32 protein-coding genes are annotated in these 24459 nt (G+C 57.5%); 25 read left to right on the forward strand and 7 right to left on the reverse strand.

Annotated elements, in window-relative coordinates:
- Positions 1–988: 988 nt before the first annotated feature.
- The gene (locus RA20_RS00995) at positions 989–1249 is read right to left on the reverse strand and encodes a helix-turn-helix domain-containing protein (protein WP_039123746.1); all 261 of its coding nucleotides are present in this window, start codon (positions 1247–1249) and stop codon (positions 989–991) included.
- Positions 1250–1335: 86 nt separating this feature from the next.
- Between RA20_RS00995 and RA20_RS25235 the strand changes: the two genes are divergently transcribed.
- The 3 genes from RA20_RS25235 to RA20_RS25240 all read left to right on the forward strand — a co-directional run bounded on the left by RA20_RS25235 (position 1336) and on the right by RA20_RS25240 (position 2826).
- On the forward strand, positions 1336–1572 hold the full coding sequence (locus RA20_RS25235) for a hypothetical protein (protein WP_152618401.1): 237 nt from the start codon (positions 1336–1338) through the stop codon (positions 1570–1572).
- A 97-nt stretch (positions 1573–1669) separates the two neighbouring features.
- Entirely contained in the window at positions 1670–2122 is a 453-nt protein-coding gene (locus tag RA20_RS01000; RefSeq protein WP_039123747.1) for a hypothetical protein, read from the forward strand.
- Positions 2122–2826: a hypothetical protein gene (locus RA20_RS25240; RefSeq protein ID WP_152618402.1), complete on the forward strand. Its 705-nt coding sequence runs from the start codon at positions 2122–2124 to the stop codon at positions 2824–2826. The genes RA20_RS01000 and RA20_RS25240 overlap by 1 nt, the downstream gene beginning before the upstream one ends.
- Before the next feature lie 341 nt (positions 2827–3167).
- Here RA20_RS25240 and RA20_RS01015 read toward each other — a convergent pair whose 3' ends face one another.
- Complete coding sequence (locus RA20_RS01015) at positions 3168–3464, reverse strand: hypothetical protein (protein ID WP_152618403.1); 297 nt, start codon at positions 3462–3464, stop codon at positions 3168–3170.
- A 153-nt stretch (positions 3465–3617) separates the two neighbouring features.
- Between RA20_RS01015 and RA20_RS25245 the strand changes: the two genes are divergently transcribed.
- The 3 genes from RA20_RS25245 to nusG are packed head-to-tail and all read left to right on the forward strand — an operon-like array spanning position 3618 to position 5316.
- The gene (locus tag RA20_RS25245) at positions 3618–4502 is read left to right on the forward strand and encodes a helix-turn-helix domain-containing protein (protein WP_152618404.1); all 885 of its coding nucleotides are present in this window, start codon (positions 3618–3620) and stop codon (positions 4500–4502) included.
- Positions 4499–4711: a hypothetical protein gene (locus tag RA20_RS01025; protein ID WP_152618405.1), complete on the forward strand. Its 213-nt coding sequence runs from the start codon at positions 4499–4501 to the stop codon at positions 4709–4711. Before RA20_RS25245 ends, RA20_RS01025 begins: the two co-directional genes overlap by 4 nt.
- Complete coding sequence (gene nusG / locus RA20_RS01030) at positions 4708–5316, forward strand: transcription termination/antitermination protein NusG (protein ID WP_039123756.1); 609 nt, start codon at positions 4708–4710, stop codon at positions 5314–5316. Before RA20_RS01025 ends, nusG begins: the two co-directional genes overlap by 4 nt.
- A gap of 478 nt (positions 5317–5794) precedes the next feature.
- On the opposite strand, the gene RA20_RS01035 is transcribed toward nusG, so the two are convergent.
- From RA20_RS01035 to RA20_RS25250, 5 genes are all read right to left on the reverse strand, one after another.
- The gene (locus RA20_RS01035; RefSeq protein ID WP_039123757.1) at positions 5795–6244 is read right to left on the reverse strand and encodes a hypothetical protein; all 450 of its coding nucleotides are present in this window, start codon (positions 6242–6244) and stop codon (positions 5795–5797) included.
- 23 nt (positions 6245–6267) lie between these two features.
- On the reverse strand, positions 6268–6417 hold the full coding sequence (locus RA20_RS25635) for a hypothetical protein (RefSeq protein WP_193748746.1): 150 nt from the start codon (positions 6415–6417) through the stop codon (positions 6268–6270).
- 600 nt (positions 6418–7017) lie between these two features.
- Complete coding sequence (locus RA20_RS01040) at positions 7018–8493, reverse strand: globin-coupled sensor protein (RefSeq protein WP_152618406.1); 1476 nt, start codon at positions 8491–8493, stop codon at positions 7018–7020.
- A 1359-nt stretch (positions 8494–9852) separates the two neighbouring features.
- Positions 9853–10215, reverse strand: a complete 363-nt coding sequence (locus tag RA20_RS01045; protein WP_039123759.1) for a helix-turn-helix domain-containing protein — start codon at positions 10213–10215, stop codon at positions 9853–9855.
- A gap of 495 nt (positions 10216–10710) precedes the next feature.
- Entirely contained in the window at positions 10711–11058 is a 348-nt protein-coding gene (locus RA20_RS25250) for a hypothetical protein (protein WP_152618407.1), read from the reverse strand.
- 1544 nt (positions 11059–12602) lie between these two features.
- Between RA20_RS25250 and RA20_RS25255 the strand changes: the two genes are divergently transcribed.
- The 19 genes from RA20_RS25255 (at position 12603) to RA20_RS01135 (ending at position 24420) form a co-directional block, all read left to right on the forward strand.
- Entirely contained in the window at positions 12603–12929 is a 327-nt protein-coding gene (locus RA20_RS25255; protein WP_152618408.1) for a hypothetical protein, read from the forward strand.
- A 317-nt stretch (positions 12930–13246) separates the two neighbouring features.
- Positions 13247–13732, forward strand: coding sequence for a terminase small subunit (locus tag RA20_RS01055; RefSeq protein ID WP_052248763.1), 486 nt, complete (start codon positions 13247–13249; stop codon positions 13730–13732).
- Entirely contained in the window at positions 13677–15167 is a 1491-nt protein-coding gene (gene terL, locus RA20_RS01060) for a phage terminase large subunit (RefSeq protein ID WP_206540084.1), read from the forward strand. Before RA20_RS01055 ends, terL begins: the two co-directional genes overlap by 56 nt.
- Positions 15164–16570 (forward strand): DUF1073 domain-containing protein, encoded by a 1407-nt coding sequence (locus RA20_RS01065; RefSeq protein WP_206540085.1) that lies wholly within the window; start codon positions 15164–15166, stop codon positions 16568–16570. The genes terL and RA20_RS01065 overlap by 4 nt, the downstream gene beginning before the upstream one ends.
- Positions 16567–17709: a DUF2213 domain-containing protein gene (locus tag RA20_RS01070; RefSeq protein WP_039123765.1), complete on the forward strand. Its 1143-nt coding sequence runs from the start codon at positions 16567–16569 to the stop codon at positions 17707–17709. The genes RA20_RS01065 and RA20_RS01070 overlap by 4 nt, the downstream gene beginning before the upstream one ends.
- A gap of 3 nt (positions 17710–17712) precedes the next feature.
- On the forward strand, positions 17713–18195 hold the full coding sequence (locus tag RA20_RS01075; protein ID WP_052248764.1) for a structural cement protein Gp24: 483 nt from the start codon (positions 17713–17715) through the stop codon (positions 18193–18195).
- 12 nt (positions 18196–18207) lie between these two features.
- Complete coding sequence (locus RA20_RS01080; protein WP_206540086.1) at positions 18208–19161, forward strand: DUF2184 domain-containing protein; 954 nt, start codon at positions 18208–18210, stop codon at positions 19159–19161.
- Between the two features lie 53 nt (positions 19162–19214).
- Positions 19215–19583, forward strand: coding sequence for a hypothetical protein (locus RA20_RS01085; RefSeq protein WP_039123766.1), 369 nt, complete (start codon positions 19215–19217; stop codon positions 19581–19583).
- Entirely contained in the window at positions 19580–19846 is a 267-nt protein-coding gene (locus tag RA20_RS26365) for a spike base protein, RCAP_Rcc01079 family (RefSeq protein ID WP_039123768.1), read from the forward strand. The genes RA20_RS01085 and RA20_RS26365 overlap by 4 nt, the downstream gene beginning before the upstream one ends.
- Entirely contained in the window at positions 19843–20232 is a 390-nt protein-coding gene (locus tag RA20_RS01095; RefSeq protein ID WP_039123769.1) for a hypothetical protein, read from the forward strand. The genes RA20_RS26365 and RA20_RS01095 overlap by 4 nt, the downstream gene beginning before the upstream one ends.
- A complete protein-coding gene (locus RA20_RS01100) occupies positions 20229–20645 on the forward strand; it encodes a hypothetical protein (RefSeq protein WP_039123770.1) in 417 nt (138 codons plus the stop codon). Before RA20_RS01095 ends, RA20_RS01100 begins: the two co-directional genes overlap by 4 nt.
- Before the next feature lie 65 nt (positions 20646–20710).
- Positions 20711–20854, forward strand: coding sequence for a hypothetical protein (locus RA20_RS25640; protein WP_193748747.1), 144 nt, complete (start codon positions 20711–20713; stop codon positions 20852–20854).
- 17 nt (positions 20855–20871) lie between these two features.
- Positions 20872–21870: a hypothetical protein gene (locus RA20_RS01105; protein WP_039123771.1), complete on the forward strand. Its 999-nt coding sequence runs from the start codon at positions 20872–20874 to the stop codon at positions 21868–21870.
- Positions 21867–22304 (forward strand): hypothetical protein, encoded by a 438-nt coding sequence (locus RA20_RS01110; RefSeq protein WP_039123772.1) that lies wholly within the window; start codon positions 21867–21869, stop codon positions 22302–22304. Before RA20_RS01105 ends, RA20_RS01110 begins: the two co-directional genes overlap by 4 nt.
- Positions 22301–22702, forward strand: coding sequence for a phage tail terminator-like protein (locus tag RA20_RS01115; RefSeq protein ID WP_039123773.1), 402 nt, complete (start codon positions 22301–22303; stop codon positions 22700–22702). Before RA20_RS01110 ends, RA20_RS01115 begins: the two co-directional genes overlap by 4 nt.
- Before the next feature lie 19 nt (positions 22703–22721).
- On the forward strand, positions 22722–22907 hold the full coding sequence (locus RA20_RS01120) for a hypothetical protein (RefSeq protein WP_152618409.1): 186 nt from the start codon (positions 22722–22724) through the stop codon (positions 22905–22907).
- 89 nt (positions 22908–22996) lie between these two features.
- A complete protein-coding gene (locus RA20_RS01125) occupies positions 22997–23485 on the forward strand; it encodes a hypothetical protein (RefSeq protein WP_039123775.1) in 489 nt (162 codons plus the stop codon).
- A gap of 93 nt (positions 23486–23578) precedes the next feature.
- Positions 23579–24049, forward strand: a complete 471-nt coding sequence (locus RA20_RS01130) for a hypothetical protein (RefSeq protein ID WP_039123776.1) — start codon at positions 23579–23581, stop codon at positions 24047–24049.
- A 101-nt stretch (positions 24050–24150) separates the two neighbouring features.
- A complete protein-coding gene (locus tag RA20_RS01135) occupies positions 24151–24420 on the forward strand; it encodes a hypothetical protein (protein WP_039123777.1) in 270 nt (89 codons plus the stop codon).
- Positions 24421–24459: the final 39 nt, after the last annotated feature.

A 24459-nucleotide genomic window follows, 5' to 3' on the forward strand; every position in this document is an offset into this window, starting at 1 on the left:
CTTTTGTTTGATATTGAATACGTCTTTGACGATGAGAGGTCCACAGGGAGGTGAATACTAGTTTGAGGATGTTCTGAGGTGTTGCTGTCCACGGTAGGTTCAGGAAGAGAAGCTTCCGTTGGCAGATTGTACAAACGAATGCTTGAAACCGTCCCAGATGCTATATGGCCACGTCCGCTTCGGGCTGTTACCGACACGCTGCACCTGCGAGGTCGACTGCCCGGGGCGATGGCGGCTGAGGGCTCAAGCCCCTTCCGGGGCGCCTGCGAAAGACGGAACACCCACTTCCAGAACAACCTCGCATGCATCCTTGAATGGGCGAGCCAGGTCCGAGTTTCGTTGGCGTGGGAACTTAACCCACTGGCTGTCAGAAAAGGTTTGCCGACACCCGCAGGACACAACCAGACCTCAGCACTGCGGACTAGATTCGGTAATCGCGTTTGTGGGAGGTGTGTGGTGGTTCTTTGTGACGGTGCATTGTCCCAAATATCTGATTTTGCACGGTATAAGATGCGTTTCACTTTAAAAGGTGCGAAGGCCGCCCTTGAACGCCAAAACGCTTGACTGGTCGTCTATTTGGGCGCTGGCATAGGGGCATGCAGCAGGTTTTGCCAAACTTCACCCCGGCTTCGGTGGGCGATTCTACAACATCTAGCGCGCGTAATGCCGTACGTTCACGGTCCACGTGCTGTGACAGTACTATATCTAGCGGCTTGCGATGTTCTTCTTTTGTTCTTATTCAGGTGCTGCAAAGTGCAGGATGAGCCTCGGTCCCTGACCTCGCAGCGCCCCTCGCTTCCCCATTTCGCTCCGGCGGAAAAGTTGGCCACATGTCTGCTGTGGCAGGGTGAGTTCAAAAAAGTGGGGGAAAAATGAGCCGACCAATCGAATACTCTATTGTGGACTCAAGGCTAGACGTTCTGATCAAGCTGGCGGATCGCACTGGTTATTCGCTCGATGAGCTTGTTTCGGCGATAGGTCGGTTGGATCAAAAGACCTTCAAGGCCTGCTGTGAGATGCCGTCCATCCTGCCGCGGTATATCGCGTCCAAGGTCAGCCCGTAGCGATCGCAAAGTACTTCGGCAGCTTCAACTGGGATGCGGCGTACGCCCTTTTCCCAGTTGTTGTATTGGGTCTGTCGAAAACCGTGCTTCTCGGCCCAGGCGGCTTGTTTGAGGTCTGAGAAGCCGACCCTGATAGCTTTCAGTCGGGCGCCGATTTCGGCGTATTCAGGATCATCTGTGGTCATACCTGCTTTTCACAAAATGTGGATTTTTTCTCAATCTCCGAATTGTGGTCTGGACGCAATCCACAATAAGTGGATATATTGTGGCCATGACCTACACTTCAGAGCAACTGATCAACAAAATTGGTAGAGAGAACATCTCCCTACGGATTGGCGTCGGACTGACGGCGGTCAGCAATGCCGTAGTTCGAGGTAAGATGCCTTCCAGCTGGTATGAAGGGGTGAAAAGGGAGTGTGACCTCCAGGGCATTGAATGCCCAACGTCTCTGTTCACCTTCAAGCGCCCACCAAAGCGAACGATCCGCAAAAAGGTGCGCCGGCAATGACCCGCGCTCCAACCTCAGGTGAAATTCCTCCTTCCTCTGCACACACACTCTCTAGCGCGCCACTTCCCAAACCCGCAAAACAACGAGGTTGCTGAGCATGGCTGATCAAAGGGCCTACCTCCACACATTGGTGCGCGGCACCGTTGCCAAGCACTTCCCCGGCAAGCAGAACTGCGCGGCCCGGGAGATAGCCGAGTTCTGGGCGGGCAGGGAGCTGGAAGACCACGAGGTCGACTACGGCGGCTTCTCCCGCAAGATGAAGGGTTCCCGCGAGTTCTCACTGAACGACGTGGTTGCCTTGATGTCGATCACCGGCAGCCGGCGCATCATCACGGTTCTGCAGCAGATGCAGGATCAGATGCAGACGCCCCTGGAGCCACGGGAGGCCCTGGCGGCCGCAGCTGCCAAGGAGGCGGGTGAAGCTGTCGCCGCGGCTATCGGCACGCTTGACCACTCAATCGTAGCCAAGGAGGCCGGGGACGCAGAGCAGGCGTTCCGGCGGATCCGCGAGCAGGCGGAAGCTGCGCTGGGTCAGAAGGGGCAGGGGTGATGTCAGTTCTTATGGGCAACCCGCACTTCGAACTGCGGAACCTTCTGCAACGCGATGGCCCTTTGAAGGGCGTCGACGAGCTTTTCGGCTGCTCTGATGCTGCATCTGAGGTTTCCGGTCACCTCGTGCCGTTCACTAACGCTGTTATCAGGTTGCCCATCGAGGAACTTGGTTACCAGTTCAATTTGGATAACCCCGTTGCCTTTACCGATCGCCCCACAGGTGTCGAAGTAGACCAAGTTGTCACGCATGTTGAAATCCCTCGAAAACAATTCAAACTGACTGTACGACGGCACCACTCAGGGCGGCAACAACAAGTTGCACTCACCCTTCAAAAAGCTCCCTATGCGGGAGGGGGTTATGCTCTCTCTAGAGGGAAACGCCTGCTGTCGCCTGACATCTCAGACTTTGAGATCAACAATAAATCGAAAGACTTGGTCGTGTGTGGTGCGGCCGTCGACGGTCATGGCCTTGCGGCGTCGGCCGGTGCCTTGAGCGAGCTGCCTGAGGCGGAGATGCTCCTCCTCCCTGGTAAACTCGATGGCCATTGCCAGGACTTCTTGGAGGTCGGCGATGTTCGCACATTTGACGCACCCTGCGGTGCTGCTTCCACAATTCGACGGACCAACGATAGATACGGGCGCCTGGCAAATGCCGCAAAGAACCGAATGGTCCACTCCATTGATGGAGATACCGATGTTTGAATTGTCTTTCATCAGAACCCCTCATTTCAGGAACTGGCGTACCTCACAGGGCGCGCACAATTGGAGCGGTAGAAAGAATTTGGTTCCGCCTTGATCCTTCCTCGAAGCCCGAAACTTCTCAGGAGGCAGTGGTCAATCGAGCGGTAGAAGACGTGACCAGCCGGGCCTGAATTCGTCCCGGTCATCTCCCCAAAATCTGAAAAGCGAAACCAACCTGAAGCACGGGAGGCGGCCTATGGTCAGCACACCGAAGGTCAAAGAGAAACACGGTGATGCGAAAACCCGGTTCTGCGTGGAGGAGCGACTGGTTCTCACCACCGCAGGTTCAAAGGGTGAGCCTGTTACTGAACTCTGCGCTCCCGCTGCAGCGTTCGAAGCTGTGAGAGTGCCTTCTCTTCAAGGGTCTCCGCGAAATCATCAACCTTTTTGCCAACCAGGATGTTGTCATCTTCGCTGTTGCCAAATGACGTTGCGAGCTCCTGAACCGGGCGGAGTGCGGATGTGATGTATGCTTCTGGATCCGCTTCCGGCAGAGCACTGCGGGCGAGAACCGTGGCCACGACTTCGGTCAAGGCTTGGGTTCTGGCGTTGGAAATCCGGGCCATTGCCCAAAGTGCTTCCATTTTACCGTCGTTCATCAGAATTCCTTTCGTTGTGAAAAGGCGTGTTTTTAATGGTGCGCTCAACCCTGCCGATAGTAAAGCCTTTGTTCCTGCAAGGTTTAGAATTCCGGCTAGAGGCCACTGGAAGCCCTCCCGCTTAGGGCGTTCAATTGTCGAAGGAGGCGCATCATGAGCCACAAGGCAAACGCATGGCTTGCACTCCTTCCTCCGGAGGCTGTCAAAGCCGGCGCGTTCCGCATCCTGTTTCACCTGTGCGATCACCACAACGATGATCGAGACCCGGAGACTGCATGCTTTCCTTCCCAGGAGACGCTGATGCGCAAGACCGGGTTGTCGAACGGTGCCTTGAACAATGCTCTCGCAGCTATGGAAAAGGATGGGCTTATTGCCCGTCGTAGGTCCACGGTTCCGGGATCCTCCAAGCGCCGCACCTACTACATTTTGGGGTGCGATGGGCCGATTGAATCTGAGCAAACTCCAGAAAATGGAGTTAGCTCAAACTCCAGCCCAGTGGAGGCAGCCCCCGAGCAAACTCCAGTTTCGAGCGAAGCAAACTCCAGTTTTGAGGCGAGCAAACTCCAGCCCACTGGAGAGTATCCTGTAAAGGAACCGAAAAAGGATCAGTATTGCGCGGCTGATGCCACGCACCACGGCGAGTTTGATTTTGGATCTTTCTTTGACCGGGTTTGGCGGGCCTGTCCGAACAAGGACCACTGGGCGGATACCGAGGAGGCGGTCAAAGCGCTGATCGATGCCGGTGAACAGCCGGGCGATGTGCTCGCAGCGACCGAGGCCTACCGCAAGCGGGTTGCCGGCTACGACCCGCAGCGGATCAAGCTCAGTCAGAACTTCTTCGCCGAGGACTTCTGGCGGGGGCATGTGCCGGCGGCTGAGAAGCGGGCGGACCCGCAGAAAGTTCTGGAAGCACGGGCGGCTGACATCCGGGCCCGCAAGCCCTGGGCCCGCACAATCCTGCCCAGCCAGGCGGGGGAGTGCATCCAGGAAAAACTCATCACAGTGGCAGAATGCCGAGCGGCGGGGATCAACGTTTGAGCAAGATCGACAGCAAGTACGAAGCCGACCGCTTCGTCATCGAAACACAGGACGAGCGCGACGCCGAGTACATCCTGGAAGTCATCATGCAGCGTCAGCGCTATTCGGCCAGAACGCGTGATGAACTGGCCAGCGCAATTTCACGGGTCAGGGCAGGGCGCCCGCTCCGCCACAAGCGAACAACCGGGCAGAAAAGGAACCACGCATGACCTGGTATCTGGGCATCACAACCACGAAGAAAGTCACCCTGCCGCGCCATCTGCACTTCGAGGTGGAAGCTGACGGAGAGAAGGAGATGGTAACCCAAGAGCGCGGGGAATTTGCGGTTGAACGCCAGCTGCGCGCCCTTGGAATTGAGGCGTTCGCTCCGCGCAAGATCGAGTTCAAGCGCCAGGGCAAGAAGCGCCACGCCGAGCCGGTCACCAGCGCCTATCTGCCAGGCTACATCTTCGCGGAGATCCCGCCGGAGGTATTCGCCCAGGCGATCCAGTGCCGCGGCCTGAAACCCTCGCTGATGATGGTCAGCGGGCAGGAGGTCCGTAAGCACGTGCAGCCGTTCTTTGCGAAAGTCGCGGAAGAGAACGCAGAGGCGCAGAGGATCATCGATAGCCGGGATCGCGCGGCCATGTGCCAGTTCAGGCCCGGGGCGGCGTTGGAGGTGTTGGCCGGGCCGTTCATGGGACGCATTCTGAGCTTCACAGGCATGGTTCAGGAAGCCGGCGACATGCATCCAATGATTGAGGCGAACACGGGGATGTTTGGTCAGTCAGTCCGGGTCAAGATCGACCCGATTGATGTGAAAGGGGCGGCCTAAGGTTAAACAGTTTGGCGGGACGGAGCTGACTTTCGCCGCAAATACAGCCTGGGCAACGAGTAGCGTCCGCTTTACGCCGGTCGCGACGTGCTGCACAAGCGAAGAGCGGGCCGCGGTCAGTCCCAGTTGATACCGTACGCAATGGCCCACGTCGAAAGACCTTCGCCGTAGCGTCCGTCTGCGCGGGCGGCCGGATCGAGCCCAAATTGCATGATGCAGCATTAGCACCAATGTCTGCTCGCTGGAGGGCAAGCCTCCAGTGCCAATAACGACCGTTTTCGGACAGTACACTGCAGTTACCTAGCAAGCTGTTGATAGCAGTGCTGTCTAGCTGGCAAAGGAATTGTCCTATTTCAAAGACGCCTCTCCCGACATTAACTCCTAGAGCCATACTGTCACGCTTTGCCGCGCCTAAAAGTTCATCCCGGTTCCTTGGCCGGTCTGTGCAGTCTCCTCCCGCCGAAGGGGACACGCAATGTCACACTTTGACGAGCCTGATCAGACGGATCTTGCTTTCGCGGTCATAGAAACTGTCTTCGTCAAACTTCGCAGAGCTCAGAAGAATTTCGGCATCTTTGGTGTGCTTCTTGCTTCGCCAACCCTCGTTGCGGTTGTTACGTTTGTTGATATGTATACGAAGCTTCTCCACCGATTTTCCGAAATCTTTTCTTGCTACTAAGAAGGATTTCATGGCTTTACCGCGCAAATTCACACGCTTCTTCAACTCTGCCACTATCTTTGTGATTTCCTTCTGGAGCTTGTCTTTCTTGGTGCCCGTTTCCTTCCTGTAATCTGCGAGCTTTTTGCCGAAGATGGCCCCGAGCTCCCTAACAATGTCATTGTTCAAAACAACATCATCCCAGTGGCCGGTGGCCTTCTTTTTGTCAGCGGTGACGTCGTTTATTAGCGCTGTAAGTTTCTTTCCCATGGTTTTTGTCCTTCTGTCAGAAATCAGACATCGTCAGACACGTCTTTGTTCTCAGCTGCGAGCTTCTTGCCTATCTTCTCAAAGTTGCTCGATTTGTCCTTCTTGATCTTGATCTTCGCATCGCTCTTTAAGAGCTTCTCCAATTTCTCCAGCTCTTTCATATCGAGGGTCATTCGCTGTGCCTCCCTTTCACGTTTCTGCGCTTCTATTGCGCCCGGCTAACGTCCGCAGAGAGGATATGAACCTCCCTGTGGTCAAAAAAACATATGCTTGCCCTATCGCTCAACATGGGGTCCGACACACCTCAATTGCCTTGCCAGAGCAGAGATGAGCGCGATTGAAACCTACGCTGGGTGAGGGTGAACTGATCTTGGCATACCCAATTAGGAGCGCGGTCAACATAATCCAGAACTAAAAGCCAGCACTGCTGACCAAAAACTTTGCCTTCTTGCCATCACCCTTGACTTGTCAAAGCCGGGTAAGGCCTGAGGTTTTTTCTACTGGCGAAAATGGCCGTTTTTTAGCCCGCTCTGAACCCCGAGTCAGACCTTGGTGCAGGCATGGCGAAATGGTGCTTTCCCGCACGGCGATCTTATCGGAACCAGGTGTTGAGTGTCTACTATGCACCGGTTTGTGACGTGCTGTGCGCGCAAAAGCCTGGCAAGTGATCAGGGTCCGCATAGGGCTCCTTACAGATAGCTGACTGTCTTGCGGCTGGGTCGCTTAGACGCAACGTGAGTGCCTAAGCAGGTCTTGCGAGCAACTGGAGTGGTTTAACCTGCCAAGCGTAAGTCAACATCCGCACTATCAAAGTCGGCCTGGGACTGGATAGATGATGGACCAACTTTGAAGGTCGTGGCCAGGTTCGCCAGAGCGCGGGCGTCGTGCTGCATGGTGCGGGTTGCTGCGGTGGTTTCCTCCACCATTGCGGCATTCTGCTGGGTGACGCTGTCCAAATGCGAAACACCAGTGTTGATTTCTGTAAGCCCGGTAAACTGCTCTTCTGCAGACGAAGACACTTCCGAGGTCAGTTCGGAAACCCGCTGCACGTCCCCAACGATGTGGCTCAGAGATCCGCCGGCCTCGTTGACAAGCTGCACACCTTCTTCAACATGGCCGACACTGACCGAAATCAGGTCTTTGATTTCCTTTGCTGAATTGGCGGCCCGCTGGGCAAGTGCACGAACTTCAGAGGCCACGACCGCAAACCCGCGTCCAGCTTCCCCTGCACGGGCAGCTTCGACGCCAGCATTCAAAGCCAGGAGGTTTGTCTGGAAGGAAATATCGTCGATTGCACCAATAATCTGGGACATCTTTTCGGAGGACTCCGCGATCTCCTGCATCTTGGAGACGGCATCGCCTACGACGGAATTTCCTTCCTCGGCAAAAGTTTGCGCCTTCGAGGCCACGTCGCTTGTTTCGGTGGTGGCCTCTGAGGAAGCCCGCATGCTTGCTGTGATTTCCTCTACCGCGGCCGCTGTCTGTTCAAGCGTCGCCGCCTGAGTTTCAGTGCGCTGTGAAAGTTCCTGAGCAGACTCTGCGATTTCATGTGCTGCGCTGCTAAGGGCACTTGTAGAGGATTGAATCGTGCCGATCACCTCTGCCAGGCTGGACATCAGCCGGTTAACGGTTTCCCGCACGCCGTTGTATCGCTCAGGATAGCTGCTGTTCTCTGGGCCGGGAACAGGTTCCGAGAGATCCCGCGCTTCCATCCTTTCAATGCCTTTTGTGATGTAATCGAACGCGGTATCCTGCTCGATGCGCTGCGCGGCAAAGTAGGCTTCGATCACATAGTGTGTGTCGAGTGCGAATGCACGGTTCAAAGCCCCCAGCATGCCAAACAGGCGGCTGCGCCCCTTCGAAGAAATAGCGGTGCCGTACTGTTGCCCCAAGACCTCCTGGATATAGGAAGTGGCCCTTGCGTATCCTGAGAGATAGAGCTCGAACGGAAGCTGGATTTTGAAATGCACACACCCGATGGTTTCTGCGGAGGAATAGTACTCGTCAGAGAAATCACCGCTGAGCAAAAGCTGCCAGTGCCGTTTTTGAGCGGACTTGGCATGGTTCAGAACATCGTCATTGGGAAAGAACTTTGAGGCGTCGGCGTCGGCCTGAGCGAATTCGTAGAACTTGTCGAGAACTTGGTCGAGGTGCGGTTCCACCTTTGCATTTGCACGGATGAGGTCATCCTTTTGGGTGCCATCAAGTGCAAATTTCGAGATCGTTTTTTGGCGGTCGCTAGCAATCACTTCGTCTCTCCAAAAGTTCCGTTCCAATGAGTGGGCAAAACTTTTAGTGTTCACTCCTTAAAATACCTTTGCGGTGATTTTGCTTCGTGTTTACTGAGGGTTATTGCTCAATAGAAATGATCTGACCTTGCGTCAATTTGCGACATCGAATCGACCTCTTTCGAGGTTTGGTCAACCTTTCTACAGCCGAATGCTGAACGTCTGCTTGGAACCTTTCAAGCTTCGCTGCACATGCCAGAGGATGCCAGGGGCGGACGACCACAAAGGGCTCGACGCGGCCGCCCGCTGCCGCGAGCCCGAACGCCCGCTCCTTTGATGGATCTCCAGCGAAACATAAACGCTTCAGCAACCGTCCGCACGCATAAAGGGAGTTGAGAGCGATTTCCTCCCTCTTGACTCTCACATCTAGGCAGAACACTGCGGCCGCCCTCACTGGGGTGGTCGCGCTCCTTTGCTGAACGAAGCCACAACCTCCAGATTCGCAGGAGCAACATACTCGTTTGTATAGAAAGACCGCACGATTTAGCTTCTCCTGTAAACCGATGACCGGTAGCTCAGGAATGAAACGAGACTACGATGGGCTGAGCGTAACAACAGACGGATAGCATCATGACCAATAAATGCCAGTCAGATGAGGCGTCAGCCCAAATACCGCAAGACAGCTCCCTGCACTCGAAGAGCTACTTCTGCTATCGATCTTTCACAGCAACAACAGGTGATGACAGAAAATTTCAGCCCTTCCTTCCTAACATTGAGGAAGGAAAATTCTTGAATTGGAGGCTCTAGCTGCACCACCGCCATCTCCTCGTCGCAACGGAGTAGTTGCTCCTTTGGTGGATCTTGGTTTCGCCCTTAACAGTTCATCAACCATTTTCCCGCAAGAAGTGTGGTGGGGATTTTAAGCTCCCTTTCTTCCCAAAACGGTCAGACTGGCCCAGTAACACCCAAGCTGTTGCTGGGCCTTTCTCCTTTTGCGGATTATTGATGGGTCAACAACTTTCCCTCAATTAAACTCTCCTATTAGGGGAGTAAGGGAAACCCGTTCTCCCTTATCATCTAGGCGATGATCCCTGCGGGCGCATGCCGCAAGCGTCCGCAGGTCTCGCTGGTTGCCAACCTGGCACAATCGGCCCTCTAACAGTTCTGCCCCTTCCAACTAAGCAAAAAACTGGGCAAGCGATCCGGTCATGCACCTCTTACATGGGCGGCCTCTCTTTGAGCGACCTAAAAAATTCCCCGTTAAAAACTGAGGCCTTGCCCTCACGTCAACTGACCCGTAGGCCGATAGGGGCAGCGGCCCGCATTTAAGTAGTGCTTGTTCAACTAGCTTCGCGGGCCGCATCCTTTCTAGGCGAGCTTCTAAGCCACAAGAGCTTTCGCTAGGCCGGACAGTTGGGTGCGTTGAGCTTCAGGAATACTGTGGAACGCTCGGATGAGTTCGACAGCTTCCTTTGCCTCCAAAATGTCGGCGGAGGGATGACCTTCTGCAGAGACATCTTTGGCTGCGTTCAGACCCTCAAAGAAAAAAGTCACGTCCACATCAAGAGCAGCAGCAATTTCCCAAAGGCGAGAGGCGCTGACCCTGTTTGCGCCAGTTTCGTACTTCTGCACCTGCTGGAACTTGACGCCAACCTTTGATGCCAGATCCTGCTGGGTTTTCCCAACAAGCCAGCGGCGGGAGCGAATTCTCTTACCGACGTGAACATCAACGGGATGAGGCATGGGATGTTCCTTTTGCGAACTCTGAACGATAGTTTAGCGCTTCATAGACCAAGCTCACGCAAAAAGGGAACAGGGGAAACACCGTTCCCTCGGATCACCCTGGCGATGATCCCTGCGGGCGCCCGCCGCACGCGCCCACAACTTTGTTGGATAATGGCCCCGCTCCTGAAACATCGTTTCGGGCTCAGATGAGTGGGGCGCATCTTCACCGTCAATCTCGTCTAACCTGGCAGGCGTAAGTCGGTGCCCACGCTTTGAAAAACAGCCTGGGCCTGGATTGGAGTTAGGCTAGTTTCGAAAGTCGAGGCCAGTTCCGCCAGAGCTTGGGCGGCAGGCCGCCCGCGCCAGCAATGGGCTCAATGTGTAGAGATCTGAATTTGCTATGACAGGCAATTATTAGCCAGGCCGACTTGTTTCGGAGCGAAGATCTTTCGGGAGTGGCTTTGGTGCAGTCCTCGGCATTGAGGCCTTTGAGCCTCCGGCCTCCACCGGTCTCTAGCGAGCACAGAAGAACTCCTCAGAGTTTCGCTTCCAAAGCTCAACCAGATCAGCCCCACTCGCGGTGGTTTTCTGGTTCACGTGCAGCTCAAAGAGATCAGAAGACAGTAGTGAAATTGCTCGATAGATATCAATGGGTTTTGGCAAAGGCTGCGGATTGTTAGCAACCAGTGGACGCTCCAAATGGTGTGCAATACTGGTTAACGCAAAGGCTATAGTGAGGCCGGCAACCTCTGGGTATTGCCGCGCAAGTGAAAGCACGACTCTTTGAGGAGATTGACCGTACTCAATCAGCTGTTTTGCAGCGAATTCTTCCAGTTCACAAAAACGTTGATGAGTTAACAATCTTCACACCTTCACCATTTGCGGCAGCATTTGACCACCTATTAACTTTCCGCAAGGGAAACTTCTAGGCGCCATCTCTTCGAGCTCTTCTCTTCTGAGGTATTCTATAGGCAAGGACTGGCCACTAGTTTCATCGCTATGCCCACTTTGCGCATGCAGTTGCATGTTGGACTTTACTTTCCGCTGTCTCGGCCCCTCGTAGTTCTGAGCGGCCTAGTAGGTATGGTGGGTCCAAACCGAAAGGGGCGAAGTATACTGTCTTGGATTGTGAGTTTTGGCTGTGGGCAGGCATCCAGCGATCGATCAGTTCTTCTGATCCCAGCAAGGAAACGGCCAGATGGAACCAAGCCCATAGATGAAGCAGACCCAGCAAAAGGGGGGCGCATGCTGGGTCTGCTCTGCCTTGGCGGAGGTGGAGTAGCAAAAATGCTCCGATGTCCTTTTTGCAGTACGGATGTTGAGGAAACGTTTTTGCTTCATCAAAGATACGAAAAAGGGGAAGTGGACTTATGAAGCATAAAGGAAAGACGAGGAAACTTGCCAAGCTTGGTGAAATTGTTTTGCTGTTGGTTGGATTTGGAATCCTGTTTCATTTGACCAAAAGTGCTTATCACGTCGTCCTGGTGTTGTTTCAATGAGTTAACGCCTTCCCGTACCTCTTTGGCTTCAAGAATGTTGTTTGTTTGGCCTTGGGTTCGGAAAAAGGGCAGGTGGTCCAAATTTCTTCACCTCTATTTCTTGATGCTGACTCTAGATGTGGTATTGTATCCTTAAATGCCGAACTGCGCGCGTATCGCATGGCTTAGGGCCGGCCGCGTGGCGTACCTGACGGGATATTCAGGAACTGGCGAAGCTCGGGAGCTTTGTCGCAAAAGCTCTTCATGTATCTAAAAGGCAGCCTCAATTGCTTGGTTTCGATGTGCAGAGGCAGCCTGCTGTAAAATTTTCGTAAAATTCAGCCCTTTGTGAGCGAGTAAGTTAACAGCGTGGGATTTGGTAAATATTCTCACCTGTATCTTGTGGCCAAGTCTGCGATGAGTGCGATGAGTTGTGGTGTGGGGCAACTAATAGATTAGTACTTTCTTTACTGGCCATGCATAGCGTGAGAACAGTCATCGAACATCGAGAACAGTCTGCCGTGTAGTTTTTATAACGTCGGGGCGCGGCAGTTAGGGACTTGTGGAAGCGCGGAGCTGCATTGATCCGGCTTCTGTCCCACTGTGGCCGAAATGTTCGACGAGGGTTCGCGCTGATCTTCAGGCAGAACTCAATATCTATCGTACAGCCTCCGCAAGGAACATCCTGGAGGCTCAGGAGCTTACGCAATGGAGTTGCATGCTGAGTAGCTGCAATTTGCTTTGCGAAAACCGAAACGCATTTTGTGCGATGGATGACCGCGGTCTGGCCACTTGCTCCGGCCAAAAGAAGAAACTGAGGCCAATCGAGCTCTTCGATCCTGGAGGCTTACCCCTCCATTCATCAATCGCCGCGCAATAGATCTGGTTTGAAACCAGACAGTGTTTCGCCGCGGAAGGAGCTTAGTCATGTGTCCAATTTTTATTAGTGGGTTCGAACCTGGTACCTTTGGGGTGACATCTCTGCCATCCGATCCTGAAACTTCGGCAACACGAGACCTAACGGAACAAGTCAAGGCGCGCGTTCCACCTGAAGACCACACCGAGTTTGAAGAAGAACCTTCGTTTGATGAACCGGCTGATGAAGACGATATACGAGCCTTTGTCGATAGCCTGGACAACGAAATGTTCGCAGAGGTTATGAATTTCTTGGCGGAAGAGGGCTATGAAATCATTCAACCCAGGGATCAGGAGTGTGAAGTACTTCAGTTCCCAACAGGATCCCCATCTCAATAGGTCACTTACTGCACCGCCTAATCGGCATTCGATGCCTGAACACAGAGACGGTTACCAGTTAGAGCAGCGTTTCCATTTAGGCGGCGCTGTTTCTTCTGCCTTTGTACTGAGGCATCCTCGGCAACAGTTTTAAATTCTCAGAGGCGGAAGCCATTCTAGGCCAGACATTCAAGGCTCAGCGCGGGCAAGTTAACAAGATTTTCCAAAGGCAACTTTGGTTGTCGGCGGAATACCGAAGTTTTGGGTAGTTTGTAGTACAAAGCGAACCTTTTCGTGCGGGATGCCCTCCAAACTCCACAACAGACGGGAAGTCGATCATGGCGCTCACTGCAAAGCAGGAGGCATTTGCTCTGCATTACTTCGAGCATGGAAATGCCGCGGAAGCCTATCGTCAGTCTTATGAGGTGGAAGAGAACGCCCGTGACTCTTGGATCTATGTTGAGGCCTGCCAGCTCTTAGACAACCCTAAGATAGCCCTAAAGCTACAGGAGCTAAAGGAACAGGCTAAAGATCTGGCTATTTTCAACCGCCACCAGGCTCTCGAAGAATTTGAAGCAGCACGACAACTTGCAATGAAGGCAGGTGCCGCTTCTGCAGCGGTATCCGCTGTGAACGGCAAGGTGAAGCTTTTCGGCCTTGAGCCAAAGCGGAGCGCGCGCGTTGAACACACCGGCCCGAACGGTGGTCCGATCCGAACTACCGATGAGAGCAAATCCGAGGCTGAGTTGATTGAGCAAGCACAGAAACTTGGCATCGATCCAGCGGTTCTTGGACTCGTTGGAGGCGCAGAAGAAGAGGACTGACCTTGCGCCGGGCGGCTCGCTGCTGCCATTCGCGACCTGGTTCTTTCCCGAGCGCGAGGGCATGGCGCTCTTGGTGGGGCCGCATCACCGGGTGCTGTCGCGCACGCTGGACAGGGTTCTGAAGGGGGAGATTTCCCGGCTGATCATCACGCTGCCGCCCGGGTACACCAAGACCGAGTTCGCGGTGGTGAACTTCATCGCAAAGGGGTTCCAAATCAATCCGAAGGCGCGGTTCATCCACGCCACCTTCTCGGATGACCTGGCCCGCGAGAACAGTGACAAGGTGAAATCGCTCATCGAGACTGAGGCCTTCCAGGAGCTGGAACAGGTTTCGATCAGGAGGGACAGCAAGGCCAAAGACCGCTGGAAGACGGCCGAGGGCGGCGGGCTTCTGGCAAAGGCAGCCGGCGGGCCGATCACCGGTTTCCGCGCCGGGTACATGGATAAGGGCAAGTTCACCGGCGCGCTGGTGGTGGATGACCCGCTCAAGCCGGATGACGCATTCAGCCCGAAGAAGCGGGAGAACGTGAACCGGCGGGCAACCAACACATTCCGCAGCCGTCTTGCGCACGAAGGCGTTCCGATCATCGCCATCATGCAGCGACTGCACGATGACGACTTCGCCGGCCATCTGCTGAAGGGGGGCACAGGGGAGGTCTGGCATCACCTTGATCTGCCGGTGCTAATTGAGCCGGGCATGGAATATCCGCCCGAATGGACGCATGGGAAGCCAATCGACCACGGCCTGCCGCCCGGGCCCCTCTGGGCAGAGAAACACACCGAGGCGGAGATCGAAGTCCTCAAGGCCGACGCCTACACCTACAACAGTCAGTACCGGCAGCGCCCCGCCAACATCGAGGGCGCCCTGTTCAACATGGACGGCTTTGGCGAGTGGCGTGAGCTGCCGCCGATGGAGTTCACTCGGATCTATGCGGACACCGCGCAGAAGACTGCGGAACGGAACGACTATTCGGTGTTCCAGCTCTGGGGAAAGGCAAAGACTGGCGGCATCTACCTGATCGCCCAGGTGCGCGGCAAATGGCTGGCACCGCAGCTGGAGGCAACGGCCCGCACCTTCTGGTCCAAGGCCGTCAGCGATGGCTGGCAGCCGCGGGGCATGAAGATCGAAGACAAGGTTTCGGGAACAGGCCTGATCCAGTCACTCAGCATGGCCCAGCCGGGCAAGCAGCTGATCCCGGTAGAGGGGATACAGCGCGACAAGGACAAATACACCCGGGGCCTCGACGCGGCGCCGTGGATCGCGACCGGGCACGTGCATTTGCCCGCCGACATGGAATGGACGCCAACGCTCAAGGCAGAGCTGCAGGCATTCGATGGTCTGGGCACCGGTCACGATGACCAGGTGGATCCGCTCATGGATGCCATCGCCGACATGCTGAACACTGGGCAATTCTCCTGGGAGGGCGCGATTTGAGCAAGCCGCACTATCGCATGACAGCAGACGGGCAAATTGCTCCTGTGATCCGGGCGCAAGATGGGTTCCAGAACCTGGTTGCAAACCTCGGAACCGCCAGGGACAAGGCCGCGGCAAACGGCTACTTCGTGCCGCACCTCAGCGATCTGGACCTGCTGAACGCCTACCGGGGCTCCTCAGTGGCGAAGGCTGTTGTGGATGTGCCGGCAGAGGATGCCTGCCGCGAATGGCGGGAATGGCACGCCAAGAAAGAGCAGATCGAGACGCTGGAGGCTGAGGAAAGCCGCCTGGGTATCGTTGCAAAGGTGCTGGATGCCCGAAAGCGGGCGCGGCTCTACGGCGCCGCCGCGATCTACATCGGGACCGGGGAGTCCGATCCCAGCAAGCCCTTGAGCGCTGAGAGCATCCGCAAGGGTGACTTGAAGTATCTGACGGTCCTAGACCGTATTGAGCTTGGGGTGAACCAGCTCCAGCTTGATCCATCCCGGCCCGGGTATGGCCTGCCGGAAATGTTCCAGCTGTCCGGGGCCTCCGGCCAGGTTGTCGATATCCATCCGTCCCGCCTGGTGCTGTTCAAGGGAGAAGAGATCCCGAACAACGCTATTGCCCAGTCCTTTCTCGGCTGGGGTGACAGCGTCCTGCAGACCGCCCTGGAGAAGGTCGGCCACCTCGACGGCACGGTGGCAAACGTCGCCTCGCTGGTGTTCGAGGCCAAGGTGGACGTGGTGAAGATCGCCGACTTTACGGAGAGCCTGCGCAATGGTGGCCAGGCCTATGAGCAGCTGATGCTCAAGCGGTTCAACCTGGCTATGACGGCGAAAGGCATCAACGGCGCTCTCATGCTGGATGCCAAAGAGGAGTATCACCAGAAATCGGCGAATTTCTCGACGCTGCCGGATATCATCGACCGCTTCATGCAGATGGTCAGCGCCGCCTCGGAGATCCCCATGACGCGGCTGTTCGGCATGTCGCCCGGCGGGATGAACGCCACCGGTGAGAGCGATCTGCGGAATTACTATGACCGGGTGAAGCGGGAACAGACGCTGGAGATGCAGCCGGCCCTGCGATTGCTGGATGAGTGCCTGATCCGCTCGGCACTAGGAGTCCGTCCACCAGAGGTTCATTTCACTTGGCGCCCTCTCTGGCAGCTGAGCGAAAAGGAGATTGCTGAGAACGCCGACAAGCTCATGAGCGCGCTGGAGAAGCTGGAGCGCATGGGCAACACGCCAGCGGAGGCAATCAGCAAGTCTGCGGTCAACGCTCTGACCGAGAGCGGGGCTTTCCCAGGCTTGGAGGGATACGCCGGGGAATTTGGCGGCGGTGGGCCGGATGATGACGACGAGTCTGCAGCCCTCGGAAAACTGAGCAATCAAAACAGCGAAGAAGAGGCCACGGAGTCATGAGTGAGTTTCAGTTCTCCGACAGCGCCACGCTGAGCGGCACCCGAAAGCTGGAAGACGGATATCTGGTCACCGAGGCTTTCGCAGTCCGCACCGGAATTCAGCTCTACAGCGGTGCCGAGGTCGGCCTGGCTGACAAGGATGTGGTGCGCGTCTACCGCCCTGAGGATGAGGTGCGGGCGCCGGAAAGCCTGGCCACCTTCAGCCATGCGCCCGTCACCATGGGCCACCCGAAGCGGGTCACCGCTGACAACTGGGCGGATCTGGCCAAGGGGGAAGTTTCCACCGAAGCCAAATGGGAAGGCGGCAAGATCAAGCTGCCGCTGATCATCAAGGACGCTGCGGCCATCGCCGCAGTTGAGGCTGGCACCCGTGAGCTGTCCGCTGGCTATGTCTGCCAGCTGGAATTCAAGGACGGCACGACCCCCGAGGGGGAAGCATATGACGCGATCCAGCGGAACATCCGAGTGAACCACCTCGCAATCGTGCCAAAAGGCCGGGCGGGGTCTGAATGCCGTATCGGCGACGGTGCGGACACATGGGGCGCGGCCCCGATCACCCTGGACAGCGAGGAGGAAAATTCCATGTCCAACCAGACCATGACGGTGGTTCTGGGCGATAAGGCCGTGACGGTCGCCGCCGCAGATGCCCCGGCAATCGAAGCGTTCAAGGCCGCATCGGCCAAGGAGCTTCAGGACACCAAGGATGCCCATCAGGCGGTCCTGGATGCCAAAGACGCCGAACTGGCGAAAAAGGATGCCGAGATCGATGATCTGAAGGGCAAGCAGTTGTCCGATGCCGACCTTGACAAGCGGGTTGCGGCCCGCGCCAAGCTGGTTGGCGATGCTGTCAAGGTCGACCAGAGCGTGAAGACCGAAGGCCTGTCGGACGCTGCGATCCGCAAAGCAGTCGTTGCCGCAAAGCTGGGCGATGCCGCGATTGAAGGCAAATCCGATGCCTATATCGAAGCCCGGTTCGACGTGCTGGCAGAGGACGCCGCCAAGGGTGATCCCTTTGCCGACACCCTGAAGTCCGGCATCGAAAGCGGTGCGGGCGCTTCGCTGGCGGACAAGGCCTATCAGGAAAGCCTGACCGAAATGAGCGATGCCTGGAAGGGCGGCGCCGAGCAGAAGGGGGCATAAGCGATGGCTGTGCAGACCAACTATTCCGACAATATGGCGGCCGCCCTTGCGGGCATGATCGCCAACTCCGAGCCGAATGTGCTGATCTCGCGCGAGGTGGAGGCCGCCGCGGGCCTGGGGTTCGGCGTTCCCGTGATCCAGGGCACCTCGGACAACCAGTGCGATGCTGTCTCGGCCAGCACCGACAGCGTGATCGGCATCACCGTGCGCGACCAGTCCACCACCGATGACACCTTCGCCCAGAACGAGTCTGCGCTGCTGATGCGCAAGGGCGTGATCTGGGTGACCGTGACCGATGCCGGCGGCGTGTCCGCGGGTGATGAAATCTGGGTGAAGGTGGCGGACGGCACCTTTTCCAATACCGATGAGGGCTCGGATGGCTCGATCAAACTGGCCGGCTGCCGCTGGGAAACCAGCGCTGCGAACGGCGCCCTCGCGAAAATCCGCGTCAATCTGGACGTGCCGGCCGTTGCCGGTGCCAGCTAAGGAGGCTGAGCAATGAACAACATGACCACCCAGCAGTTCAACGACGCCATGCAGGCGTCGCTGGGCTTCGCGGTCAAACAGACCTCGCACATCGAGGCTGGCGTCTACCGCACCAAGTACCCGGAGCTGAACTACGCCGAGCTGATCCCGGTCGATACCTCGGCGGGCGAGTTCGTGAAGTCCGTCACTTACTATTGGATGGACGGCGCAGGCGCCGCGAAATGGCTGAACGGCAACGGCAAGGATGTGCCGCTCGTCGGCGCCCAGATGGCGCAGCACGAAACCGCTGTCCACACCGCGGGCATCGGCTACGGTTACGGCTTCGAAGAAGTGAACCAGGCGCGCCTGCTTGGCGTCCCTCTGGATGGCGAAAAGGCCCGCCTGGCGCGCCGTGCCTACGAGGAAATGGTCTACAACGTTTCCCTCAATGGCGACGCCGACAAAGGGTTCGAGGGCCTGTACAGCTACACCGGCGTGCCGCAGGCCTCCGTTGCAGCCGACGGCACCGGTAACTCGACGCTCTGGGAAAACAAGACCCCGGATCAGATCATCCGCGATGTGAATGCGGCGCTGACGGGCATCGTCACCGCAACCAAGGAAACCGAGCTGGCAGACACGCTTGTGCTGCCCACCGAGCGGTTCAACTACATCGCCTCGACCCGGCTGACCGACAGCACCATGACCATTCTGGAGTTCATCCAGAAGGCCAACGTTTACACGGCTCAGACCGGACGTCCGCTGACCATCCGCGGCAAGCGCGGTCTGCTGACCAAGGGGGCAGGCGGCACGGCCCGGATGATCACCTACCGCCGGGCGCCGGACGTTCTGAAGCTGCACATCCCGATGGTGCACCGGTTCTTCCCGGTGCAGATCGAGGGCTTCCAGTTCACCATCCCGGGCATGTTCCGCCTCGGCGGCCTTGATTGGCGCCTGCCCAAGGCTGGCTCTTACCGCGACGGTATCTAAGCCGGACCGGGGCCGGGAAACCGGCCTTGCATTCCTACAGTGGAGGAACCATCATGAAGATCATCAACACCACCAAAGGCGATCTCGGTCTTTCCGAGGTGCACATTGTTCCGGCTCTCGGTTTCATCGAAATGACCGAGGAACTGCTGGAGCAGGCAATGGTTTCGCCGGTTGTCCAGGCCTGGTTTGACGAGGGCATGCTGGTCGAGGATGGCGGCACCTCCGATGCGCGCCAGCCGGTGGAGATGACCGGGCGAGAGGCAATTGTTGCTGGCGTTATCCGCGGGCTCGGCGAGGACGACTTCACCAAAGGTGGCAAGCCCGAGGTTGACGCAATCAATGACGTTCTCCCGAAAGTCGCCGAGCCGGTAACCGCGGCGGAGCGCGATGCGGTGTGGGCAAAGATGGAGGATGAGGCGTGAGCAATCCTCTCGATTCCATTGGAGCGCCGCATGGTGCGACCGCCCCGGCACGCGACATTGTTCCGGTCAGCGCCCCTGCGACCGATGAAGCGCTGGCAACGCCCGCCCGATCGTTTCTGGTCCTAACCTCCGGAACAGTGAGCGTGACGACCCTGGAGGGCAATGACCGGACTTTCGACGTCGAGGCCGGGCTGCATATCTCGTGCGCGATCACGCATGTTCTGGCCGCCACTACGGCCGACATTCTGGCGTATGTGAAATGACTGCAACCGTAGCTGGGTGGATCGCCTACGCCGCGCCCCGGGGGGACACGGTGGCAGATGACGCAGCCAGTGCCTCGGCGCTGGTGCGAGCGCAGGATTACATCGACTTCCACTATGCAAACCGCTTTGGCGGGGCTGTGGCCGTTGATCAAGATGTGCTGGATGCTTCGGTCTATGAGGCCGCGAAATCTGAACTCGCCACCCCGGGCTTTTGGTCCAAGACCTACACGCCTGATCAGCAGAAGGTTCTGACAGAGGTGAAGGGCATCAAATGGACCGTTCGGGGGGATGCCAGCGGCACTGATGCCGCAACGCCGGTCAGCACCAAGATCGAGAGCATGCTGCGGCCCTATCTGGTGCCTCTTGTTGGAGCGTTTGCGGTATGAGCGGCGCCGATATCGCCGAAGAGATCGCCGCAGCGCTTGCAGAGGCAGGGGAAGCGGTTGGAGACGGCCCTTTGCTCTGCACGCTGCGCAAGGCGGCTGAGGGCGCTAAATTGAACCCGCGCAATGTCGGCGCCGATGGTCTGCCGGTCACGTCGGCTGATACACTTCATGAACTGACGGCAGTTCAAAGCTTTCAGCAGGTCCGCGATGCTTCCGGCACGCTGCTGGCGCAACAGGTCCGCAAGGTCACCGTGAATGCTACCGGCGCTGAGCCGAAAGAAGGCGACCACATTGCCGTTGGGGTTGCATTGGCGGATGCTGCAGAGGACACTAAATACTTACGCATTGAGAAGGTGATCCCGTTCGCTCCCGGCGGCGTGGCGCTTTCGTATGACTTGGAGCTGGAAACCTGACCGATCTGGTACAGCAGAATGCAGACCTGTTTCAGGGCATTACCAGCCCCTCGCAGGCCTATACTGTGTACCGCCATCTTGAGGACGGGAATGAAGCGCTTGCGGCTCTGGCTGCTGCTTACCCGGTCGAGATCTTCCAGGATGCAGACAAGCAAATCCAAAACGCGTTTCTGCTGGGCGTGCTGATGGGGCTCGCGGTCAACATCTGATAATTCGAGAGGGTGCGATGGCATCTCAGCGACAGGCCTTAGAAGAGGCGCTGCGCAAACTTGAGCCGCGCATTCGGCGTGCGTTCGAGGATGCGATGCGGCGTGCATCCCTGGCGGTCAGTTTGACCCAAGTGGCCGAGCTGTTAGAGGCGGGGAGGCTGGGCGAGGCCGCGCAGTTGCTGCGCCTGGATCAGTCGGTGCTTTACCCGCTGACAGAAGCTCTGCGCGGCGGGTTCATCGTCGGCGGCAACCTGGGCGCAGCCGTAGCGCCGAAGAGCCTGGTTGGCTTTTTTGGTTTTAATGGCCGCCACGAGCGCGCCGAATCTTGGATCGCGCAGAACGGTGCCCGGTTCATCCAGGGGATTACAGAAGAGAGCGCCCAAACTGTGCAGGCCGCGGTCCAGGCGGGAATACAGCAGGGGCGTTCTTCCCGTGTGGTTGCGTCCGAGCTTATCGGCCGGCGTGTCGGCAGCCGCCGGGTGGGCGGTCTTCTCGGGCTTACCGCGCAGCAAGCGGACAGCATCATTTCCGGCCGGTTCAAGCTGGCCAGTGGTGATCCCGCGCTGATGCGGGAGTACCTGGGGCTGAAGTTGCGGGACAGGCGGTTTGACAAGACCATCCTCAAGGCGGCCCGTGAAGGGCGAGCAATCACCGGGAAACAGTTGGATCAGATCATGGAGGCGCATCGCTCGAAGTCGCTGCGCTACCGGGCGAATGTGGTGGCGAAGTTCGAGGCGCGTGAGGCGCTGGCAGCCGGTCGCGAAGAGGCCATGCTGCAGCTGATTGACCGGCCGGATGTGGAGGAAGTCACATGCCAGTGGCAGCACAACAGGAGCAAGGAGCCGCGCCCGGATCATGTGGCCATGAGCGGCACCGTCGTCTCTCTGGGGGAGGGCTTCCAGTTTCCGGACGGCACGCGAATGCAGCGCCCGCACGATCCGAACAGCCCTCTGCGGCACCGGATCGGCTGTAACTGCATGGGTATTTACAGGGTGCGACTTCGGAGGGGCGAATGAGCAAGAGCTTCGAACTGCAGCTTGCGGAGTGGGCAGGTCAGACGGAAGGCGACATCAAATTTGTCGCAGCGGAGGCAACTCAAGACCTGATGGAGGCAGCGCAGACTACCCAGCTGGGCATCACTCAGGGCGCCACCAGCTTCGAGGAGGGTAAGATCCCAGTCGGGCCGACCAAAGATCTGGTCAACTCGCTGATGAGCGGCCTCAACGGCTCGTCTATTGCTGATGGCCAGGCCAGCTATGCGGTCGCAATTGGCAGCTTCGAACTGGGCGATGTAATGCAGTTCGAGTGGACCCAAGAGTACGCAGCCGCAATTGAGTTCGGGTGGACAACCAGCACCGGCAAGCAGGTGCCCGGCCGGCACTATGTCGGGGCGAACGTGGCCCGCTGGCAGGAGTTCGTTGATGGTGCCGTGGCGAGGGTTCGCAAATGATCCGCGAGAGCGATATTTCCGACGCCCTTGAGGCGCGTCTTGAGGAGGTTGCAGACCTCCCCACCATCATCTGGGAAAATGAGGACGCGGATACCGACCCAAAGAAGGAATACATTGTTGTGGAAGCGGTAAGACTGCCTCCGCAGGACAGCACGCTGAACGGGGATGGGGCGATTCACCGGGGGTATATGCAGGTCGCTGTTCTGACCGGGCTGGGCAAGCTGGCCCGCCGTGGAGAGCGGTTGGCTGATAGCATCAAAGCCCAATTCTCCATGGGTCTGAAACTGGACGTCGATGGCGGGAAGATCACCATCAACCGCCCGCCGTTCATTGGCAACGGTTACAAGGATCGCACCCATTGGCGGGTTCCGATCCAGGTCCACTACGAAGCATCTTAAGCAGCCAATGGAGGTCAAATTGACTGGCAAAACCAAACCGCAGGACACAGAGCAGAAAGCGGCGACAGCCCCGAAGCGCGTGGAGCTGGTGAACACCAACAAGCGCAACGGTCAGATCGGCCAGACCGCACGCCCGCTGGAAACAGACGCAGCCGCCTGGCTCGCCAAAGGCTGGGCGCGGAAAACGGCGGGGAACGCCGAGTAACCCCAACGGCTCGCGGGGCAAAGCGGGCATTCCCCACAACCTGAAATAAACGCCCCCGCGAGCGGGGTCTTTCTGCATGGAGAATTGACATGACGCAGAACTTTATCGGCGACACCATCTATGTTGCTAAGGCATATCCTGCCGCCAACACCGCTGCTGCTTTCGAAGCCCTGACCTGGGTGCAGGCCAAGGGCCACATCACCCTGCCGCAGCTGGGCGTTTCCCATTCGATGATCGATATTCCCGATCTCGCGACTGGTTTCACCGACGTTGTGAAGGGCGCGGGGCAGGGTGTCGATACCACCATGACTTTCCGTGAAGTCGATGGTGACGCCGGTCAGGCCGACATCACCCAGCAAGCGGACGACAATGACGGCATCTTGTGCGTGAAAATTGTGTCCGGCACTGGCGTGGATGCTGGCGACGGCCCGGCACCTGTGGCTGGCGATAAGGTGCAGTACGCGCAGGGGATCGCGCATAGTCACCAGCCCAATCAAGGCGACAACAACTCGCACAAAGGCTTCCAGGTCGGTTTCCGCCAGAAGAAACCGACCGTCAACGCCACCGAGCCTGCCTAATTCGCCTCCCCTCGGGGCGGATAGAGGCCGGTGCGGAAAGTGGTTTCACTCGCTCCGGCCCACTTTGAAACCTGAAACCAAGGGATACACACCATGGATTTTGCACGCATCAACACCCGCCGTGACGCGGAGCAGGGCGCGACCTGGCATGTTGAGTTTGACGGTGAGCCGCTGTTCAACAAAGACGAGGCAATCGAGATGGATTTTCTGGGCCTCGAAAGCGATGCCGGCCGCCGCGCCTCCGCCGCAATGGTCCGAAAGCTCGACAAGAAGAGCAAAGGCAAGCGCAAGAGTACGCAGTTGAGTGTGCAGGAAATGATCAACGCAGCCGAGGACAGCGAACAAGCCCGCGCCGAGTTCTATTCGAGGCTTTGCACCGGCTGGCGCCGCGTGACCTATATTGAGGACGAGGATCTCGACAACCCGGAGGCCAAGCCGGTTCCGATGGAGTTCTCCAGGGAAAACGCGCTGAAACTGTTCAGCACCCGCACCTGGCTGATGGAGGGGATTGATCGTTTTTTGGGCGACAAGAGCAACTTCACGCGGGAAATCGTGACCAGCTGATCCTCGCTGCTCAGCAGCTGGGGTTCCTGCACAGCGCGATCGAAATCAAAAAGGCCGATGGCAGCATTGAGCGCACGGAACCCCGGCGTATCCAGGCATACTTGGATGCAGGGCAGGAACCGCCGTTCCCCGAGCTGAGCGAATACCAGGATCTGATCTGGCGGGCCTTCCTAGAAGTTGGCCCGTCCATGCTGGGCGCCATGGATGAGGTTCCGCTGCCCTGGTCCGAGGTCGATGCCTACGCACGCCGCAGTCCGGAAATCATCCATGCCTGGGAGGTGCAGGCGCTGGTCAAGATGAGCCGGGAATACTTGTCCGAACGGCGTAAAGGCGCTGAGGCACTGACCATGGCCCCGATGGAGCGGGATTGAGTTGATCAAGTTCAGCTCGGCCGAAACTTGCAAGCAAAC

Origin of the sequence: Leisingera sp. ANG-Vp (assembly GCF_000813725.1) — a bacterium.
Taxonomy (GTDB): domain Bacteria; phylum Pseudomonadota; class Alphaproteobacteria; order Rhodobacterales; family Rhodobacteraceae; genus Leisingera.

Coding starts and splice junctions, on each gene's coding strand:
- nusG (WP_039123756.1), top strand. CDS start 4,708: ATGACCTGGTATCTGGGCATCACAACCACGAAGAAAGTCACCCTGCCG.
- RA20_RS25635 (WP_193748746.1), bottom strand. CDS start 6,417: ATGACCCTCGATATGAAAGAGCTGGAGAAATTGGAGAAGCTCTTAAAG.
- RA20_RS01100 (WP_039123770.1), top strand. CDS start 20,229: ATGAGCGGCGCCGATATCGCCGAAGAGATCGCCGCAGCGCTTGCAGAG.
- RA20_RS01105 (WP_039123771.1), top strand. CDS start 20,872: ATGGCATCTCAGCGACAGGCCTTAGAAGAGGCGCTGCGCAAACTTGAG.
- RA20_RS01130 (WP_039123776.1), top strand. CDS start 23,579: ATGGATTTTGCACGCATCAACACCCGCCGTGACGCGGAGCAGGGCGCG.
- RA20_RS01125 (WP_039123775.1), top strand. CDS start 22,997: ATGACGCAGAACTTTATCGGCGACACCATCTATGTTGCTAAGGCATAT.
- RA20_RS01095 (WP_039123769.1), top strand. CDS start 19,843: ATGACTGCAACCGTAGCTGGGTGGATCGCCTACGCCGCGCCCCGGGGG.
- RA20_RS01085 (WP_039123766.1), top strand. CDS start 19,215: ATGAAGATCATCAACACCACCAAAGGCGATCTCGGTCTTTCCGAGGTG.
- RA20_RS25235 (WP_152618401.1), top strand. CDS start 1,336: ATGACCTACACTTCAGAGCAACTGATCAACAAAATTGGTAGAGAGAAC.
- RA20_RS01115 (WP_039123773.1), top strand. CDS start 22,301: ATGATCCGCGAGAGCGATATTTCCGACGCCCTTGAGGCGCGTCTTGAG.
- RA20_RS01070 (WP_039123765.1), top strand. CDS start 16,567: ATGAGTGAGTTTCAGTTCTCCGACAGCGCCACGCTGAGCGGCACCCGA.
- RA20_RS01055 (WP_052248763.1), top strand. CDS start 13,247: ATGGCGCTCACTGCAAAGCAGGAGGCATTTGCTCTGCATTACTTCGAG.
- RA20_RS01000 (WP_039123747.1), top strand. CDS start 1,670: ATGGCTGATCAAAGGGCCTACCTCCACACATTGGTGCGCGGCACCGTT.
- RA20_RS25240 (WP_152618402.1), top strand. CDS start 2,122: ATGTCAGTTCTTATGGGCAACCCGCACTTCGAACTGCGGAACCTTCTG.
- RA20_RS01035 (WP_039123757.1), bottom strand. CDS start 6,244: ATGGGAAAGAAACTTACAGCGCTAATAAACGACGTCACCGCTGACAAA.
- RA20_RS25245 (WP_152618404.1), top strand. CDS start 3,618: ATGAGCCACAAGGCAAACGCATGGCTTGCACTCCTTCCTCCGGAGGCT.
- RA20_RS01045 (WP_039123759.1), bottom strand. CDS start 10,215: ATGCCTCATCCCGTTGATGTTCACGTCGGTAAGAGAATTCGCTCCCGC.
- RA20_RS01075 (WP_052248764.1), top strand. CDS start 17,713: ATGGCTGTGCAGACCAACTATTCCGACAATATGGCGGCCGCCCTTGCG.
- RA20_RS01080 (WP_206540086.1), top strand. CDS start 18,208: ATGAACAACATGACCACCCAGCAGTTCAACGACGCCATGCAGGCGTCG.
- RA20_RS00995 (WP_039123746.1), bottom strand. CDS start 1,249: ATGACCACAGATGATCCTGAATACGCCGAAATCGGCGCCCGACTGAAA.
- RA20_RS25255 (WP_152618408.1), top strand. CDS start 12,603: ATGTGTCCAATTTTTATTAGTGGGTTCGAACCTGGTACCTTTGGGGTG.
- RA20_RS01015 (WP_152618403.1), bottom strand. CDS start 3,464: ATGAACGACGGTAAAATGGAAGCACTTTGGGCAATGGCCCGGATTTCC.
- RA20_RS01110 (WP_039123772.1), top strand. CDS start 21,867: ATGAGCAAGAGCTTCGAACTGCAGCTTGCGGAGTGGGCAGGTCAGACG.